Raw genomic sequence first — 17,437 nt, 5'->3', positions numbered from 1 at the left:
ATTTGAAACGTCTTTTTCATCTAAAGGCAGCCATTCTGCTCGTTTTATTCAGTTTGTTGACTGCGTTTCAGATTCCTCAAGGAACAGCTCAAGCGGCATCATTCGTTGATGGTGAATACACAGTCGGATTCACCATTTTAAAAAATGGCAGCACAGAAGCGTCCATGATGGATACCTATACAGAAAAGCCAGCTAAGCTGATTGTGGAAAATGGCAAGAAAACAGCCTATGTCACACTGAAGCAAAGCAAAGAAATAACAGATTTCAAGGTCGAACAAAATGGTGCTCTCGTTACCACTGAAACGGTCAGTGAGGACGAAACAGCCAATACACGTGTGATCAAATTTAATGTCGACGACTTATCAGCGAAATTAAACGGCTGGGTGAAAATTTACTGGGATTTAGGCGGCTTTATTTATGACGAAGCATATGACGTACAGCTTGCATTCGATCAAAGCAGCCTCACACTCGTTACGCCTGCAAAACCAGATGATAACGAAACAAAACCAGATGACCAAAACGGTGCAAAGCCAGACGATAACGAAACAAAGCCGGATGATCAAAACGGTACAAAGCCAGACGATAACGAAACAAAACCGGATGACCAAAATGGTACAAAGCCAGACGATCAACCGACAACACCGGGCAATAATAATGGCACAAAACCAGATGATTCCGCGCAAAATCAATTAAAAGATGGCGTATATCGTATCAATTACAGTGTGCTAAAAGGGGATACGGATGAGTCATCTCGAATGAGTGATTACTTCTCACATCCTGCATCCTTAACTGTCAAAAATGGAAAGCAAACCATTTCCTTTACGGTGAAGGACCATAAGTCTGTCGCTTCTTTGAAAACAGAGAAAGACGGTTCTTATCAAGAAGCCAAAACAGTCAGCAAGGATGAAGCAAAGAACACAAGAGTGGTTTCATTTGATGTAGGTGATTTGAAAAACGAGATCAAAGGAAAAGTACACATTGTAGTAGCAGCCGCTAACTATGACCAAACCTACGATATTCGTTTTCAATTTGATTCAAAGAGTATCGCTCCAGTGAAGGACGGGCAGGTGGTAGAGGAAGAAACACCAGCTGCACCAGAAACACCAAAACCAAACACACCAACAACAGAAACAAATAACGGCGGAGCAAATCAAGAGACGGCTCAGCTAAAAGATGGTGTATACAAGCTTCCTTTCTCAATGAAGAAGGCAGACAAGGATGAGCTTTCTCGCATGAACGATTACGTCGTGAGTCCTGCGACACTGGTTGTAAAAAATGGCCGCCATTTCGTTTCATATACAGTGAAGAACAGCTCAGCGATCACGTCATTCCAAGTAGGAACAGGCGGAAAGTTTGAGGAGACACTTGTCGCGAAGACAGATCAAAAAGCAGATACACGCGTCATTCAATATGAAGCAAAAAGTTTAAGTGGAGCTCAGGCAGCACGCGTAAAGATTGATATTCCAGCTGCGAATTATCATGAGCAGTACGATGTCAAACTCGTCTATGACACAAAAGGTATCGCTCTCGGTGAGGGAAGCGGAATTTCAACGGTCATTGGAGACGATGAGAGTATCGGCTTTATCAAAAATCCAAATGATCACGATTCTCAAACGAATCAACTTGAGAATGCAGTACCTGAGGAAACGGGTGCGGAGCAGATGACATTTACGCCATCAGATGATCAAACCAAATCTGAGTCTGGACAGCTGAATCCGAAAACGGGAGATACCTCTCTTCTTTGGGTGTATATTCTTTTATTCGGCGGTTCGTTATTGGTACTCGTCAGAAAATATCAAACACGGACAAGATAGACTGTTTATTTTATGTGAGATGCGCCATTTATGCTGGCGCATCCACTCTCTTTTTTCGAAAGGAGGCTTCTATTTTTGAAGCATCGAATGTTATGTACCTTGATCGCTGCCTTCAGTGTGTGCATGATCTTATCGGGCTGCTCACAGTCAGCTGAAAGCTCAGCAAAAGGCAAAAAAAGCGCTGAATCAAGTGAGCGCATTGTAGCAACGACTGTAGCTGCTGCGGAGATCATGGATGCTTTAGAGGTGGATCTTGTCGGGGTGCCAACAAGTCAAAAATCCTTGCCAGCTCGTTACAAAGGACTGCCGGAAGTCGGTAACCCAATGAGCCCGGACATGGAAATCATCCAATCACTTCAACCGACAGATGTCCTCTCTGTCACAACCCTTCAATATGATTTAGAGACACCCTTTCAGCAAGCAGGTGTCCCTGCCACATACCTAAATCTCGAGAGCATGGCTGACATGGAGAAGGCCATCACGAAGCTTGGAGATCAGTATGACAGAAAGAAGCAGGCTGAACGCATTGTGTCAGAGTTTGAGCAAAAAAAGAAAGACATTCAAGAGAGGACGAAAGGAAAACGCAAGCCGTCCGTTCTGATTTTGCTTGGTGTGCCAGGCAGTTATTTGGTGGCGACAGAGAATTCATATATTGGTGATCTTGTGCGTATCGCAGGAGGAAAGAATATTGTCAAAGGCGAGAAAATGGAGTATTTGGCATCCAATACGGAATATTTACAAAAAGCCAATCCAGATATCATTCTCCGGGCCGCACATGGGATGCCAGACGAAGTCGTCCAAATGTTTGATGAAGAATTCAAAACAAATGACATCTGGAAACATTTCAATGCGGTCAAACAAGACCGAGTGTATGACCTCGAAGAAAGCTTATTCGGGACAACAGGCAATTTAAAGGCAGCAGAAGCATTAGATGAATTGACTCGTATGTTGTATCCGTCATAAGCGGCGAATCTTAATGATAAAAGGACGTTCAAGATGAAAAAAACAGGGATTTTATTTCTGATAGTCAGTCTCTTACTGGTCTGCGTATTTATTTATTCAGCCATTACTGGGAGCATTCATGTCACCCCATTTGAATTATTAGAAGGGCTCATCACCGGTCAACATGCACAGGTAGAAATCATTAAAGATTTGAGAATTCCCCGCATGCTTATCGCGATGTTTACAGGGGCCGCCTTATCTGTCTCCGGTGTACTGCTACAGTCGGTCATGAGGAATCCGTTAGCTGATGCCGGCGTCATTGGCATTTCATCAGGAGCCAGCTTCTTTTCATTAATGGCGATTACAGCGCTTCCTCAATTTTATTTCTACTCTCCTTTATTTTCGGTATTAGGCGGAGCTATTGCGTGCTTCCTCGTGTATGTTCTGTCTTGGAAGGGTGGTTTAAGCCCAATCCGCATGATCTTGGTTGGGATCGCCATCAATGCCATGTTTACTGGAATGGCTGAAGCATTTGTGACCATTTGCAGCTATTTCAATATCACGATTAATCAGTCGGGACAGTCGAATCTCACGATGAAAACGTGGGGAGATGTCCGTTTAATCGGTGTCTATGGTGTTGCCGGCCTTGTCGTTGCACTCTTCTTCAGCAGGTGGTGCAACCTCCTGGCTCTTCAGGACAAGACAGCGAAAAATTTAGGATTGCGTGTGACCAGAATGCGCCTTTTGATTTCCATCACAGCCGTTTTACTTGCGGCGGTGACAGCTGCAGTAGCGGGCGTGATCGCCTTTGTCGGCTTGCTCATTCCGCACATTTCAAGAAGGCTTGTCGGCTCGGATCACCGGGTACTGATTCCATTTTCTGCGTTAAGCGGGGCTTTGCTTATTTTGACGGCTGATACGCTTGGCAGGACGCTTGTGGCGCCAAATGAGATTCCTGCTTCTACGATCATGGCCGTGATTGGCGGGCCGTTTCTGATCTTTTTATTAAGAAGGGGGGACCGTCTCCATGGACATTCGTGAGGTGTCATTCTCATATGACCAGCAGAAGGACATCGTTCAATCAGTCACAACAAAGATTGAAAAGGGGAAAATCACAACCATTATCGGTCCAAATGGCTCGGGAAAATCCACACTGCTTTCCTTAATGTCGAATAATCATTGTCCAAATAAAGGGCAAATTCACTTAGACGGGCAAACGCTGAATACGTTCAAGCCAAAGGAGCTGGCAAAAAAGCTCGCTGTCGTCCATCAGCAAAATGAAGCGCCGCTTGATTTAACGATCGAACGGGTCGTGGCATTCGGCAGAACGCCGTACCAGACGATGCGCGGAGGAGACAAGGAAGAGGATGAGAGAGCGATAGAGTGGGCGCTGTCCAGTACAAAGCTAACGGACAAACGAAAGGTGCCGCTCGCCTCACTGTCAGGTGGAGAGCGGCAGCGTGTATGGATTGCGATGGCACTTGCGCAAAAAACACCGATCCTTTTCTTAGATGAACCGACAACTTATTTGGATATTTACTATCAATTTGACATTCTTGAGCTGATCCGTGAACTGAATGCCGTGCATGGATTAACGATTGTCATGGTGCTGCACGACATGAATCAGGCTGTCCGCTACAGCGATATCATCATAGCGATGAAGGATGGACAGGTTATCAGTGAAGGACAGCCAAACGATGTGTTAACAGAGGAAAACGTGCGGCACATTTATGATGTGTCCGTCACGATTAGACAGGATGCAGAAACAGGGATGTACATCGTGCCTGTTGGTATATAAGCTGGGCAAAAAGCAGGTGAGACAGTGTGAAACGAGGAAAACGGCTTTGGCAGCGAATGCTGACGATCGTTTGTTTAGGCGTATTTATTTATAGCGGGACAGCCATCGGCTTCGAACTTTTCGGTTATTATCAAAATCGCCAGGTGCTTGCAAAGGCTCAGACGATGTATGGATATGAAGAAGATATGACTGAAAAACGGGAGCAGGGAAAGATCCGTTCGTCATTTGATGAGCTGCGGAAGGTGAATGAGGACATTGTCGGCTGGATCAATATGAAAGACACGATGATTCAGTATCCGATTGTTCAATCTCACGATAATGCGTTCTACTTAACTCGCAATTATTTAAAAAACGACACCCGGGCAGGCAGTATCTTTATGGATTATCGTAATGATGTCCTGCATGAAAGCCCAAATACAGTGGTGTACGGCCATCGGATGAGGGATGGATCCATGTTCGCTGGACTCACAAACTATCTAAAAAAAGATTTCTTCCAAGAGCACCGGACATTTCAGTACGATACGCTGTATCAAAGCTATGAAGCGGAGATTTTTGCTGTGTATGAAACGACGGTTGACTTCGACTATATTCAAACCGATTTTCAAGATCTTGGCGAATATGCGCACTACTTGCAAGCTGTGCGGAAGAAATCAATCTATCAAACGAAGACAGACGTGTCCACAGATGACCTCATCCTCACCTTATCGACCTGTGATCATGTGCTTGCACCTAAAAGCGGGCGTCTCGTGGTACAGGCAAAGCTAAAGAAAGTTTACTAGAAAAGGAGAGACAGACGGTTGAAATTTTCACATGTGATCTTAGCGGGACTCGTCTTGATGCTTCTCCTCGGCGGATGCGGTCAGGCAGCACCTGTAGAGAAAGGAAGCGGGCAAGGAGCGCTGAAGATAAAGGATTTTACCGGAAGAACGCTGTCGTTTGATGAATCCCCTCAGCGTATCGTCGCCTTGTCGACCGGGGACATGAGTATTCTGTATGCTTTAGGCGGTAAGGCGGTCGGCCGGCCAACTGCTGAGCTACCAGCCAGCTTACAAAAGGCAAAGTCCGTACAAACGATTGGCACAACGCATCAATTTGATGTAGAGCTGATCACAAGCTTAAAGCCTGATGTTGTGCTTGGAAATGAACAATTAAACAGCAAGGACATCTCTACAATAGAAGGAATTGATTCACAGCTTCTTTTGACAAGTGCCAATTCAGTGAAGGACATCCAGCGTCAAATCTCGTTATTTGGGGAGTTGCTCGGAAAGCAGCAAAAGGCTAAAGCACTCAATGAGCAAATTGATGAGCGAAAAAAGCAGGTCAAGCAGCCTAAGAAAAAAGTGAAAACACTCGTTGTGTACGGTGCACCCGGCACATATATGGCGGCACTTCCCCAATCCTTGAGCGGAGATTTGCTGCACATCGCTGGGGGTGCAAACATTGCTGAGAATGAACCGGCACTCGAAAAATTTCCTCAATACGCTCAAATTAATGCAGAAAAGGTGATCGAAGCCGATCCTGATCTCATTCTGCTCATGACACACAGCAATCCTGACGATGTGAAAGCGGGCTTTATGAGTGAAATGAAACAGAATGCAGCATGGCACGACGTATCAGCTGTCAAAAATGGCCGCGTGGAGATTCTGCCTAGTGATTTATTCGGGACGAACCCAGGCGCAGACGTCATAAAGGCGATTGATGAACTAGAGAAGAGATTGAAGCGATTGTCATCATGAAAGTGAATGCAGAGTTAGATTTTCAAAAAAGGCAGTCGAGACGAAGATGGCTGATACCGGGACTGCTTTTCTCGCTAGGTGTGGGCATATGTCTAGGGCTTGCATTAGGTTCTGTTCAATTATCGCTGCCAGATTTGATCGCTGCTTTGACGGGATCAGGCCAGCCAGTCCATGAAAAAATCGTCATGGATTTACGTCTGCCTCGCGTTCTCATAGGTTTCATCGTCGGGGCCTGTCTCGCAGCATCAGGGGCCATTTTACAAGGAGTCGTCCGAAATCCACTCGCTGACCCCGGGATCATCGGTGTGACTGCCGGTGGTGGGTTAGCTGCTGTACTCAGCATGATTGTGTTTCCTCAATTCACATATCTGCTTCCAGCGGCTGCATTCCTGGGCGCTTTATTAGCGGCACTTGTTGTGTATATTTTGTCGTTCGATCAAGGGGTTTCGCCACTGAAATTGATTCTGGCGGGTGTGGCAGTCAATGCCCTGCTTGGTGCGGTCATGAATGGATTTATGGTGCTTTATAGTGAGCGTGTGCAGGCTGTTCTGCCTTTTTTATCAGGAGGATTAAATGGACGGAGCTGGCATCACCTGAGCTTTGTGTCACCCTATGCGATTGCTGGATTGTGTCTTTGTTTTTTTGCGATCAAGCCGGCAAATCTTCTTTTGCTTGGTGATGATTCAGCACAGCTGCTCGGCCTTAGAGTCGAGCGAACCCGATTTTTCTTAATTGCACTGGCGGCGCTTTTGGCGGGTGCAGCTGTAAGCGTGAGCGGTTTAATTGGATTTGTCGGTCTTGTCGTCCCTCATTTTATCCGCCTTTTAATTGGAGATGACTACCGTTACCTGCTGCCGATCTCAATGCTTGGCGGCGGCGTACTTGTGGTTTTTGCTGATACAGCAGCACGGGTATGGTTTACACCGGTTGAACTGCCTGTTGGTATTCTGCTTGCCTGTATTGGTGCACCTTTCTTCCTCTATTTATTAAAAAAGAAAGGGAGGGGTTAAGTTGGATGTGATTGCGATGGATGACGTGAGCCTCAGTCAAGGAGGCTTTCGATTGTCGTCTATTTCAGCAGCTGTGCCTAAAGGAAGTGTAACAGGAATTATTGGACCGAATGGGTCAGGGAAGTCGACGTTTATTAAAGCGGCCGCACGCCTTACGTCGATTGAAAGCGGCATGATTTATATTCACGATATCCCGCAAAAAGAAATGACAGCACAGGAGATTGCACAAGAAATCGCCGTTCTGATGCAGACGAGAACGGCCATCCCATCAATGACAGTACGTGAGCTGGTTGCACTTGGACGCAGTCCGCATCGTTCGATCTGGAAAAAGAGCTCGAAGACAGATCAGGAAGCGATAGAGTGGGCGCTTGATGTGACAAATAGCCGCGTGAATGAAAACAGGATGCTGCATACATTGTCAGGCGGAGAAAGGCAGAAGGCGTATATTGCCATGGCACTGGCTCAGAAGACAGAGACGATTATTTTGGATGAGCCTACCACTTACTTAGATATTGCACATCAGCTTGATTTACTAGAGCTGCTCAAACAGCTGAATGAAACGCATGGGATCACCATTTTAATGGTTCTTCATGACCTGCAGCAGGCAGCAAAATATTGTGATCGCCTGATTGCAATGAAGCGTGGTCAGGTTTACCAAATAGGGACACCAAAGGAAGTATTAACAGAAAACTTTTTCAAAGAGGTCTTTGGGATTCAGGCAGAGGTTCACCTAGATGGAGAGCATCCGCTCATTATCCCAATCGCTTCGATCCAACAACAAAAGGGAGATGAATCAAACATGATCATTGTAAACAACCAGGTTAGAGTAGAAAAAGGCAGTGCAGACCACCTCGTCAAGCGTTTTAACAAGCAGGGACAAGTAGAATTCATGGAAGGATTTTTAGGTATGGAAGTCTGGGTCACACAGCAGACAACCGATTACGATGAAGTGACCATTCATACCCGCTGGAATCGAAAAGAAGACTTTGTGAACTGGACAAAGTCTCAGGCATTTGGAGATGCACACGCTCATGGAAAAGCGAAACCTGAAGGTCTATTAAAAAACAAAATTACGTACTATGAAGTCCAAGTGACAAGACCTGCTTTACAGAAAAAAGCTTAAAATAGAAACAAAGCGCTGCGGCTCACATGCAGCGCTATTTTTTTGCGGTTGTTTATTTTTCGTCACATATTCTTGACAAAGTATTCAAACAACTGACACAATACTATCCAAATTTTAGGTAAAATTTACTTTATTTTTGAAGCGTATGGGTGTAAAGTACAGGTATAAATAACTAACCGAATGAAAATCAAGAGTAAAATTTCACCGAGTGAACCATTTCAAATAGACTTTTATTTGTGAAACATTGAACAAATAGTGAATATTTTGTGAAATGGTGAGCATGAATCGTTCGGCTTGTAAAGTAAGGGAGGATGTAAGGCTGTGAGTGAGCTGTTTTTAGCAAGATTTCAATTTGCTTCAACGACATTATTTCATTTTATTTTTGTTCCTATGTCAATAGGTTTGGTGTTTATCGTCGCATTGATGCAGACCCTTTATGTCGTCAAGAAAAAAGACATCTATAAAAAGATGGCGAAGTTTTGGGGTCACCTGTTCTTACTTAACTTTGCAGTAGGTGTGGTAACAGGGATTCTACAGGAATTCCAGTTTGGGATGAACTGGTCAGATTATTCAAGGTTTGTCGGTGATGTCTTTGGTGCACCGCTTGCCATTGAAGCACTTTTGGCCTTTTTCCTTGAATCTACATTTATTGGACTTTGGATATTCGGCTGGGATCGTCTGCCGAAGAAGATTCATTTATTGTGCATTTGGCTTGTTTCTCTTGGTACGATCTTTTCGGCGTTTTGGATTTTACTCGCCAACTCATTTATGCAGGAGCCAGTTGGATTTTCCATTAAAAATGGCCGTGCAGAAATGAATGATTTTGGCGCTCTTGTGACGAACCCGCAGCTTTGGGTTGAGTTCCCGCACGTTCTGTTTGGTGCACTGGCAACAGGTGCTTTCTTTATTGCAGGCGTTAGTGCCTATAAAATGATCAAAAAACAAGAAATCGCCTTTTTCAAAAAATCATTCCAGATTGCGATGATCCTCGCTTTAATTTCTGGCTTAGGTGTAGCGTTCTCTGGACATGATCAAGCGAAGCACTTAATGAAATCACAGCCAATGAAGATGGCAGCAAGTGAAGCCCTTTGGAAGGATAGTGGAGATCCAGCGGCTTGGACACTATTTGCCAACATTGACACAGATAAAAAAGAAAACTCTGCGGAGATCAATATTCCGTTTGCCTTAAGTTATTTGGCATATTCGAAGTTCAGTGGAGATGTTCCAGGCATGCTGACACTTCAAAAAGAATATGAAGCCAAGTTTGGTCCTGGGGACTATATTCCGCCAGTGAAAACAACATTCTGGAGCTTTAGAATCATGGTCGGTGCCGGCATGCTGATGATTTTTGCTAGTATGATTGGTTTGTACTTGAGCTTTAGAAAGAAACTCGAAACAAACAAATGGTTTTTACGCTTCATGGTAGGGATGATTGCGTTCCCGTTTATTGCGAATTCAGCCGGCTGGATCATGACTGAAATCGGGCGTCAGCCGTGGACCGTCTTTGGTATGATGACGACAGCTCAATCGATTTCACCGAACGTATCGTATGGCATGCTGTTATTCTCAGTCATTAGCTTTACGGCGATGTATCTGATTCTTGCCATTTTGCTTGCCTACTTATTCATTCGAGAAATTAAAAAAGGTGCACATTCTGAAGAGGATACAGATCAAAAGGATGAAACGGACCTGTCTACAGATCCATTTGATGGAGGCGCATATCATGGCATATCTTAACGAGATTTGGTTTATTCTTGTCGCAGTATTGTTTGTTGGATTTTTCTTCTTAGAAGGATTTGATTTTGGTGTCGGGATGTCCATGCAGCTGCTTGGAAAGGACGCGCACGAGCGCCGAATTTTAATCAATACGATTGGTCCTTTCTGGGATGCGAATGAGGTCTGGCTGATTACAGCTGGCGGCGCTATTTTCGCTGCATTTCCTCACTGGTATGCCACGATGTTCAGCGGATACTATATTCCGTTTGCGGTTCTCCTCTTAGCGCTCATTGGGCGCGGCGTCGCCTTTGAATTCCGAGGGAAGGTTGAGAAAGCCTCTTGGATTAAAGCGTGGGACTGGGTGATCTTCTTTGGCAGTCTGCTTCCGCCGTTTTTGCTCGGTGTGTTATTCACGAGTATTTTACGCGGGATGCCAATTGATCAAGACATGAACATGTACGCTGGATTTACGGACTTTGTGAATCTTTACTCAGTGATCGGCGGGTTAGCTGTGACGGTTCTTTGTCTGCTGCATGGCTTGATTTTCGTCACACTTCGTACAGAGGGTGACTTAAGAGACCGTGCAAGAAAACTAGGCCAGCGTGTCCTGCTCATTGCACTCCCTGTTCTTGTTATATTTGTCGGTGTGTCCATCATTGAAACAGATATTTATACTGTACGCCCGATCATCACCATTCCATTAACTGTGCTGATTGTGGTTTGCTATGTAGCTGCCCTTGTTTTGATGAGAAAAGAACGTGATGGCTGGACATTCTTATTCACAGGTGCAGGCATCATGGTGACGGTGTCCATGCTGTTCACTGCATTGTTCCCGCGCGTCATGATTAGTTCAATCAGTCATTCATTTGATCTCACAATTCAAAACGCTGCATCTGGATCTTATTCACTGACGGTCATGACGATTGTTGCTGTTTCTTTGCTGCCCTTTGTGCTTGGGTATCAAATTTGGAGCTATTACGTCTTCCGTAAACGTGTAAGCGGTAAGGAGCCAATGACCTACTAATGGATAAACGTTTGCTTCAATTAAAAGGAATGAGAGGGCTTCTTGCCCTCTTAGGTATTGTGTCACTCATCCAAGGAGCAAGTATTATTTTCCAAGCACAGTGGCTGGCACATGCCATTACAACGCTGTTTGACGGGAAAAGCCTCTCGCAGGCAACGCCTTATGTCATGCTGTTTCTTGCTGCCTTTGTTGTGCGGCACGGTCTCACCTTGATTCGGGAGAAGGTCATGTTTACCTACTCTTCCCGAATTGGAGCAGACGTCAGAAAGCAGCTGTTAGACCAACTCTTTCGATTAGGGCCTGCCTTCGCAAAGAAAAAAGGGACAGGAAAGCTTGTCACATTAGCAATGGAAGGAATTGCTCAATACCGTCAGTATTTACAGCTGTTTTTGCCGAAAATGGTGAACATGGCAGTGATTCCGGCGATGGTCCTTATCTATGTGTGGACATTAGATGAAACATCAGCCGTCATTTTAATTGTGACGCTGCCAATTTTAATTATTTTTATGATTTTGCTAGGCCTTGTTGCTCAGCGTAAAGCGGCCAAACAATGGAGATCGTATGAGAAATTATCCAATCATTTTACTGACTCTCTCCGGGGCCTTGAGACGCTTCGTTACTTAGGTATCAGCAAAAAACACTCCCGTCATATTGCGGAGGTGTCAAAGCGATATCGAAAAGCGACCATGAGTACACTGAAGGTCGCCTTTCTGTCATCGTTTGCCCTCGATTTCTTTTCCATGCTATCAATTGCAACCGTCGCTGTTTTTCTTGGCTTACGTTTAATTGAAGGAGAGCTTCTGTTATTGCCGGCTTTGACGGCGCTTATGCTGGCGCCGGAGTATTTTCTGCCGGTACGTGAAGTGGGAAATGACTATCATGCGACGTTAAATGGAAAAGAAGCGAATGAAGCCATGCAGGTCATTTTAGAAGAAAAAGGCTTCCGCGCCCAGGAGACAAAATCTGTGCAGCTGAATAAGTGGGATGAACAATCCGTGCTCACGCTGCAGGATGTTTGTGTTCAGCATGATGAACATGCCCCTTATTCCATTCAGGATGTAGATCTCACTGTCAAAGGGAAGAAAAAAATCGGCATCATTGGTGCCAGTGGTTCAGGGAAATCGACGTTAACCGATGTCCTCGGCGGTTTTGTTGAGCCGTCTTCGGGTCAAATCACGCTAAACGGTCAACCGCTCGGTCATTTACAGATGAAGGAATGGCAAAAGGAAGTTGTCTATATGCCGCAGCACCCCTATTTATTTCACATGACATTAAGAGAAAACATTCGTTTTTATGAACCAAATGCAACAGAGGAAGAAGTGGAAAGAGCGGTGCATGAAGCTGGCTTATCTCAGCTGGTTACACAGCTGCCAAATGGGCTGGACGAAGTCATTGGAGAACAGGGAAGAGAGCTAAGCGGAGGACAGGCGCAAAGAATTGCGCTTGCTCGAACTGTGCTGGGCCAGCGGTCCATTATGCTGTTAGATGAACCAACGGCGCATCTCGATATTGAAACAGAGTATGAACTGAAGAAAACAATGCTTCCACTGTTTGAACATAAACTTGTGTTCTTAGCGACACACAGACTCCATTGGATGCCGGACATGGATGAAATCATTGTCATGGATCAAGGAACCGTCGCAGAAATGGGGACACATGAATCATTAATGCAAAGAAAAGGCGTGTATTATCAATTGGTACAGGAGCAAATGGGGGCGGTCACACATGGTCAGTAAAGGCTGGTTTATACCTTATATCAAGGAGAATCAAAAGCTGTTTGCCTTGGTTTTATTTTTAGGAGCCATTGCGGTATTCTCTGCTTCTATGCTGATGTACACGTCGGGATTTCTCATTTCAAAGGCTGCGACAAGACCTGAGAATATACTCATGGTCTACGTTCCAATTGTGGCCGTACGTACCTTTGGTATTTCGCGCTCTGCTGCCCGTTATGCAGAAAGGCTGGCAAGTCATCAGCTCATTTTGACAATGATTGAAAAAATGCGTGTACGCCTCTATGACATGGCTGAACGAAGTGCCAAACAGACAAAGCTGGGGACAGGTGAAATGCTTGGTCTCTTGTCAGATGATGTGGAGAGATTGCAGGATGCCTATTTAAAAACCATCTTTCCATCTATCGGTGCACTGCTTTTATATGCCGCATCCATTGGAGCACTTGGCCTTTTCTCATGGCCTTTTGCTGGACTGATGCTGCTTTATATGGCACTTCTCGTATTCGTTTTCCCATACGTCACAGTGCTTGTGAACCGGGCAAGACTAATTCAAATGAAAAAAGGCAGAAATGAACTGTACAGCCATTTAACAGATGCAGTCATGGGCGTTAGTGACTGGCTGTTCAGCGGCAGGCAGAAAGATTTTGTGGATGGATATGAACAGAAAGAAGCACAGCTGTTAGCGCTTGAAGCAGCCAAACACCGATTTATCCGCGTGCGTCAATTTTTGGCACAGCTCTTGATTGGAGGAGCTGTCGTGCTTGTTGTGTATTGGAGCGGCTCGGTCGTTCAGTCAGGATCCATGTCACACACACTGATTGCAGCCTTTGTACTTGTGCTGTTTCCGTTAACAGAAGCCTTTCTTCCGCTGTCAGATGCGGCAGGTGATATTCCCGTCTATCAGCATGCTGTCAGCAGATTACATCATTATGAAAAGCAGTCATATGAAGGAGAAGCTGAGAGCAAGGCAGTGGATCAGTCAGCCATTTCTCACGATGAAGCTGTCTGTTTTGATCAAGTGTCCTTTCGGTATGACACACAACATTATGTACTTCAAGACCTGTCATTTTCTCTGAAGCAAGGGGAATCACTCGCGCTTTTAGGAAAAAGCGGTGCAGGCAAATCGACCATTTTAAAATTGTTAGAAGGGGCAGTCGTTCCAAATCAAGGAGCGGTCAGCATTCAAGGGAAATCGGTTCAAAGCATTCAAGAGAAGGTGTCTGCCTATGTGTCTGTGCTCAATCAACAGCCTTATTTATTTGATACGTCTGTTTTAAACAATATTCGTTTAGGATCTCCAGAGGCGACAGAAGAACAGGTAAAAGAAGCAGCAAGACAAGTGCAGCTGCATGATTACATTGAGTCTTTGCCAGAAGGTTATCACACAGGTGTTCAGGAGACAGGGGTTCGATTTTCAGGTGGAGAAAGACAGCGTATGGCGTTAGCTCGGATATTGCTTCAGGACACGCCGGTAGTTGTATTAGATGAACCGACCGTCGGGCTTGATCCGCGGACAGAGCGTGAATTGCTTGAAACCATCTTCCGTGTGTTAAAAGGGAAAACAGTTATTTGGATTACCCATCACCTGACTGGCTGTGAGGCATGTGACCGCATCATGTTTATTGAAAACGGGCGCATTGAGATGCAGGGTCAGCATCAGGATTTACTAAAAGAAAATACGCGTTATCAAAAGTTGTATGAAATGGATCGTCCATTTTCTACTATATAAATGAATGAAATGACAAGAACGTTCGGACAGGAAATCTCTGCCCGAACGTTTTGTGGTTTAAGGGTTTACTTTACCAACACCTGCATTTGATATCACTTCTGATTTCACATTGTTCACGTTAAGCAAAGAGTAGTTATAAGGAGGGTTATACGTACCTGTTGAAGACGTTGGCAGACTGCCTGTGCTGTTAATATACGAGTTGTTGATGACATGCCATGTACCAACTTGACGGCTGTCCCAGCTTCCAATGGCATTTGTGGTGTTTTCAAATACGTTGTGTTCAATTCTCATTTTCGCGCCCATACGTGAGTTAATCGCTGTTGTGAGGATGTTTTTATAATAGTTGTTATAGACATGTCCTTCCCCGAAGCGCATAGACGGTACACGAGAGTTTAGGTTTTCAAAGCGGTTGTTGTGGAACGTAATTTTTCGATTGTAGTTATCGTTATCGGAGCTGCCCATGAGCATTGTTTTCCAGCTGTCATGTACATAGTTCCACGAGAAGGTAATGTAGTCAGAGTCATTTTTTACATCAAATAAACCATCGTAATCATCCTTCCCGGAATTCAATGTGTTGTACAATTCATTATGATCGACCCATATGTTTTTAGAACCGCCTTCGATCCCGATGGCATCCTTGTCACCGATTTTGCTGTGGTGGATTTTCAAGTTGCGGATGATGATGTTATTGGCACGCCATACTTTAATGCCAATTCCATTCAATTCGCCGTTCGTCCCTTTACCGACGATCGAGACATTATTTGTATCTTTCACATCGATTTTATTGGCTGATGTATTAGAAGGGGTAATGGTCCCGTCTACAACAATTTTTAATTTTTCGTTTGTTCCTTTATTTTTGAGGGCAGCCAATAGTTCATTTCCAGTTTTGACTGTGACGGTTTTACCGCCTTCACCGCCTGTTGTGCCGCCATTTAATGTGGAGAAGCCTTGTTGATTAAAGTTGGCCATAATAGAAGGGCTTTCTGGATATTTGGCTGCTGCCTTTGCCTCCCCGTTTGGTGCAAATAATGAAGTGACGAGACCAACAGCTAATACACCGGCTAACATTGGAATTTTTCTTTTCAAACTCAACATCTCCATTCTATTTTATTTTAATGAAAACGTTTCCAAAATAAGCTGTGATTCAACCACTCCTCCTTCCTTCACAAGCATTGCTTCTTTCGGAATGTAGGATGAGCATAGCATGCAAAAAGGTATCATCGGCTAAGGATAGGCGCAGCGTATTCCATGATTTTCTAGGAAGCTAAGCCAATGATTATTTCATTTTCATCTTCATGAGATAAGGACCATTGTCGATAGGTATGAGGATGACATCTTGATTATGGAGAGGAGGCTCTCCGTTTGGTAGAAAATCAAGATGATTATAAACGCATCATTTTGTTAGAGAAGAAGGAATGCCATAATCATTACATAAGAAAAAATTGGATATAAAACGAGAATCATAGAAGGAATGCTAAAAAATAAGGTCTAATTTAAACGATATTGTCATCCGTGTCGTCTTATGAGTAAGAGAAGAAAAGGAAGGAGGGGCGTGCTTGGAGCAGACAGAAGAGACATTATTGATTCAGCGGGCAAAACAGGGAGATGATGCCGCGTTTACAGCCCTTTATCGGCATCATTATTCCTTTCTTTACCGATATATGTTGAAGCTGACCCTTCAACAAGAGCTGGCAGAGGAAATCATGCAAGAAACGATGCTGAAAGCGTATATGAAACTTTCTTCATTTAGAGGAGATGCCTTATTTTCAACCTGGCTCATTTCGATTGCATCTAGGCAATTTTTAGATCACCAGAAGAAAAGAAAACGTGAACAAATGAGAGAAGGAAAAGCAAATCAGGAAGCCATACGCCGCTTTAAATGGGACGTTCAGCAAAAGGGGAACACATGGCATGACATGTGGGATGCTTTAAATGAATTAAAGGCTGAGGAGAGAGCACCGATTATTCTGCACTATTATTATGGATTTACCTACCCAGAAATGGCTTCAATGCTTGGAATGAGAGAAGGCACTGTGAAATCGAGGGTTCATCATGGATTAAAGAAAATTCGAAAGGAGTGGGATTTATGAAGGAAGATCGTTTGACCGAACGTTTAAAAGAAGAACTGCAGCAGCTAGACGAACAAATTGAAGTGGAAAAGCCAAGTGAGCAGGCTGTCATGATGATGCTGAAACAGGCGAAGGAAAAAGAGAAAAGGCGTTTTAAACAAGAAGTGCTGGCATACGTTTTGATCAGTTTGACCATTCTAGCACTCTTTGCAGCTGCCATTACCCATTTGCCTATCATCTTCATTCTTCTCCAAATAGTGAGCGTCCCCATCTGCTTTGTTGTTGGCTACAAGGAATATCAACATATCAAAGGAGGGTCTTCCGTATGAGTCAGTCGGAAATGATCATCTTATTGTGCGTCTTGCCGTTATTGTTTGCACAGGGCTTTCTTTTATTTATAGATGCAAAGAAAAGAGGGCGTTACAAGTGGTTTTGGGGCATTGTCGGTCTCATTAACTTTCCATCGTCTTCTATTTTATATTGGCTTTGTGTCGTGTTACCTGATCGAAAAAGAGGCGGGAAGCCGCCCCGAAAAGATTGAGTGCATCCGATCAAACTTTTGACCCTTTTTTCAATGGAAAACCAGCTAGAAATTCATCATGATTCATGTATTTGTCAAAGAAAACGGGACGAGAAATATCCGCTCGTTCGTTTCTAGCACATTAGTCATTCCTTGAGCGCTTATTTTAAAAAACAATCGCTGCGGCTGCTTGATCTATCTCAATTCGGCATCATTTTCATCTGTT

16 protein-coding genes are annotated in these 17,437 nt (G+C 44.3%); 15 read left to right on the top strand and 1 reads right to left on the bottom strand.

The genetic code is table 11. The features are described from left to right. The first annotated feature begins 2 nt into the window (after window positions 1–2). From NSS80_RS18915 to cydC, 12 genes are all read left to right on the top strand, one after another. On the top strand, window positions 3–1,814 hold the full coding sequence (locus NSS80_RS18915; RefSeq protein WP_342498385.1) for an NEAT domain-containing protein: 1,812 nt from the start codon (window positions 3–5) through the stop codon (window positions 1,812–1,814). A gap of 75 nt (window positions 1,815–1,889) precedes the next feature. After that, window positions 1,890–2,777, top strand: a complete 888-nt coding sequence (gene isdE / locus NSS80_RS18910; protein WP_034281348.1) for a heme ABC transporter substrate-binding protein IsdE — start codon at window positions 1,890–1,892, stop codon at window positions 2,775–2,777. Between the two features lie 33 nt (window positions 2,778–2,810). Further along, complete coding sequence (locus tag NSS80_RS18905; protein ID WP_041118234.1) at window positions 2,811–3,797, top strand: iron ABC transporter permease; 987 nt, start codon at window positions 2,811–2,813, stop codon at window positions 3,795–3,797. Next, window positions 3,784–4,554, top strand: a complete 771-nt coding sequence (locus NSS80_RS18900; RefSeq protein ID WP_024427508.1) for an ABC transporter ATP-binding protein — start codon at window positions 3,784–3,786, stop codon at window positions 4,552–4,554. The genes NSS80_RS18905 and NSS80_RS18900 overlap by 14 nt, the downstream gene beginning before the upstream one ends. Window positions 4,555–4,580: 26 nt before the next feature. After that, a complete protein-coding gene (srtB, locus tag NSS80_RS18895) occupies window positions 4,581–5,333 on the top strand; it encodes a class B sortase (RefSeq protein ID WP_034281345.1) in 753 nt (250 codons plus the stop codon). Between the two features lie 18 nt (window positions 5,334–5,351). Next, window positions 5,352–6,290, top strand: a complete 939-nt coding sequence (locus tag NSS80_RS18890; RefSeq protein ID WP_024423884.1) for an ABC transporter substrate-binding protein — start codon at window positions 5,352–5,354, stop codon at window positions 6,288–6,290. Beyond that, window positions 6,287–7,300: an iron ABC transporter permease gene (locus tag NSS80_RS18885; RefSeq protein ID WP_125586876.1), complete on the top strand. Its 1,014-nt coding sequence runs from the start codon at window positions 6,287–6,289 to the stop codon at window positions 7,298–7,300. The genes NSS80_RS18890 and NSS80_RS18885 overlap by 4 nt, the downstream gene beginning before the upstream one ends. 1 nt (window position 7,301) lies before the next feature. Beyond that, complete coding sequence (gene isdG, locus NSS80_RS18880; protein ID WP_024427505.1) at window positions 7,302–8,423, top strand: heme oxygenase; 1,122 nt, start codon at window positions 7,302–7,304, stop codon at window positions 8,421–8,423. A gap of 321 nt (window positions 8,424–8,744) precedes the next feature. After that, window positions 8,745–10,160 (top strand): cytochrome ubiquinol oxidase subunit I, encoded by a 1,416-nt coding sequence (locus NSS80_RS18875; RefSeq protein ID WP_163114663.1) that lies wholly within the window; start codon window positions 8,745–8,747, stop codon window positions 10,158–10,160. Continuing rightward, window positions 10,147–11,163 carry a cytochrome d ubiquinol oxidase subunit II gene (gene cydB / locus NSS80_RS18870; RefSeq protein WP_041108365.1) on the top strand — a complete coding sequence of 339 codons (1,017 nt, stop codon included), beginning with the start codon at window positions 10,147–10,149 and terminating at the stop codon, window positions 11,161–11,163. Before NSS80_RS18875 ends, cydB begins: the two co-directional genes overlap by 14 nt. Continuing rightward, complete coding sequence (gene cydD / locus NSS80_RS18865) at window positions 11,163–12,899, top strand: thiol reductant ABC exporter subunit CydD (RefSeq protein WP_041118222.1); 1,737 nt, start codon at window positions 11,163–11,165, stop codon at window positions 12,897–12,899. Before cydB ends, cydD begins: the two co-directional genes overlap by 1 nt. After that, window positions 12,889–14,622 (top strand): thiol reductant ABC exporter subunit CydC, encoded by a 1,734-nt coding sequence (cydC, locus tag NSS80_RS18860; RefSeq protein ID WP_317221751.1) that lies wholly within the window; start codon window positions 12,889–12,891, stop codon window positions 14,620–14,622. The genes cydD and cydC overlap by 11 nt, the downstream gene beginning before the upstream one ends. Window positions 14,623–14,679: 57 nt before the next feature. On the opposite strand, the gene NSS80_RS18855 is transcribed toward cydC, so the two are convergent. Beyond that, a complete protein-coding gene (locus tag NSS80_RS18855) occupies window positions 14,680–15,717 on the bottom strand; it encodes a pectate lyase (RefSeq protein ID WP_034281462.1) in 1,038 nt (345 codons plus the stop codon). 461 nt (window positions 15,718–16,178) lie between these two features. On the opposite strand from NSS80_RS18855, the gene sigY reads away from it, so the two are divergent. The 3 genes from sigY to NSS80_RS18840 are packed head-to-tail and all read left to right on the top strand — an operon-like array spanning window position 16,179 to window position 17,232. Beyond that, on the top strand, window positions 16,179–16,712 hold the full coding sequence (gene sigY / locus NSS80_RS18850; RefSeq protein ID WP_041118218.1) for an RNA polymerase sigma factor SigY: 534 nt from the start codon (window positions 16,179–16,181) through the stop codon (window positions 16,710–16,712). Next, window positions 16,709–17,020 (top strand): YxlC family protein, encoded by a 312-nt coding sequence (locus NSS80_RS18845; protein WP_034281336.1) that lies wholly within the window; start codon window positions 16,709–16,711, stop codon window positions 17,018–17,020. Before sigY ends, NSS80_RS18845 begins: the two co-directional genes overlap by 4 nt. Continuing rightward, window positions 17,017–17,232: a hypothetical protein gene (locus NSS80_RS18840; RefSeq protein ID WP_046312798.1), complete on the top strand. Its 216-nt coding sequence runs from the start codon at window positions 17,017–17,019 to the stop codon at window positions 17,230–17,232. The genes NSS80_RS18845 and NSS80_RS18840 overlap by 4 nt, the downstream gene beginning before the upstream one ends. The last annotated feature ends 205 nt before the right edge of the window (window positions 17,233–17,437 follow it).

The organism is Bacillus sp. FSL M8-0350 (assembly GCF_038593345.1).
GTDB classification, from domain to species: Bacteria; Bacillota; Bacilli; order Bacillales; family Bacillaceae; genus Bacillus; species Bacillus safensis.
This window is presented reverse-complemented; position numbering and strand designations above follow the sequence as displayed.

Excerpts from the sequence above, each read along its gene's own strand:
- NSS80_RS18885 (WP_125586876.1), top strand. The coding sequence starts at position 6,287 with ATGAAAGTGAATGCAGAGTTAGATTTTCAAAAAAGGCAGTCGAGACGA.
- cydD (WP_041118222.1), top strand. The coding sequence starts at position 11,163 with ATGGATAAACGTTTGCTTCAATTAAAAGGAATGAGAGGGCTTCTTGCC.
- cydB (WP_041108365.1), top strand. The coding sequence starts at position 10,147 with ATGGCATATCTTAACGAGATTTGGTTTATTCTTGTCGCAGTATTGTTT.
- NSS80_RS18845 (WP_034281336.1), top strand. The coding sequence starts at position 16,709 with ATGAAGGAAGATCGTTTGACCGAACGTTTAAAAGAAGAACTGCAGCAG.
- NSS80_RS18905 (WP_041118234.1), top strand. The coding sequence starts at position 2,811 with ATGAAAAAAACAGGGATTTTATTTCTGATAGTCAGTCTCTTACTGGTC.
- NSS80_RS18855 (WP_034281462.1), bottom strand. The coding sequence starts at position 15,717 with ATGTTGAGTTTGAAAAGAAAAATTCCAATGTTAGCCGGTGTATTAGCT.
- NSS80_RS18900 (WP_024427508.1), top strand. The coding sequence starts at position 3,784 with ATGGACATTCGTGAGGTGTCATTCTCATATGACCAGCAGAAGGACATC.
- NSS80_RS18840 (WP_046312798.1), top strand. The coding sequence starts at position 17,017 with ATGAGTCAGTCGGAAATGATCATCTTATTGTGCGTCTTGCCGTTATTG.
- cydC (WP_317221751.1), top strand. The coding sequence starts at position 12,889 with ATGGTCAGTAAAGGCTGGTTTATACCTTATATCAAGGAGAATCAAAAG.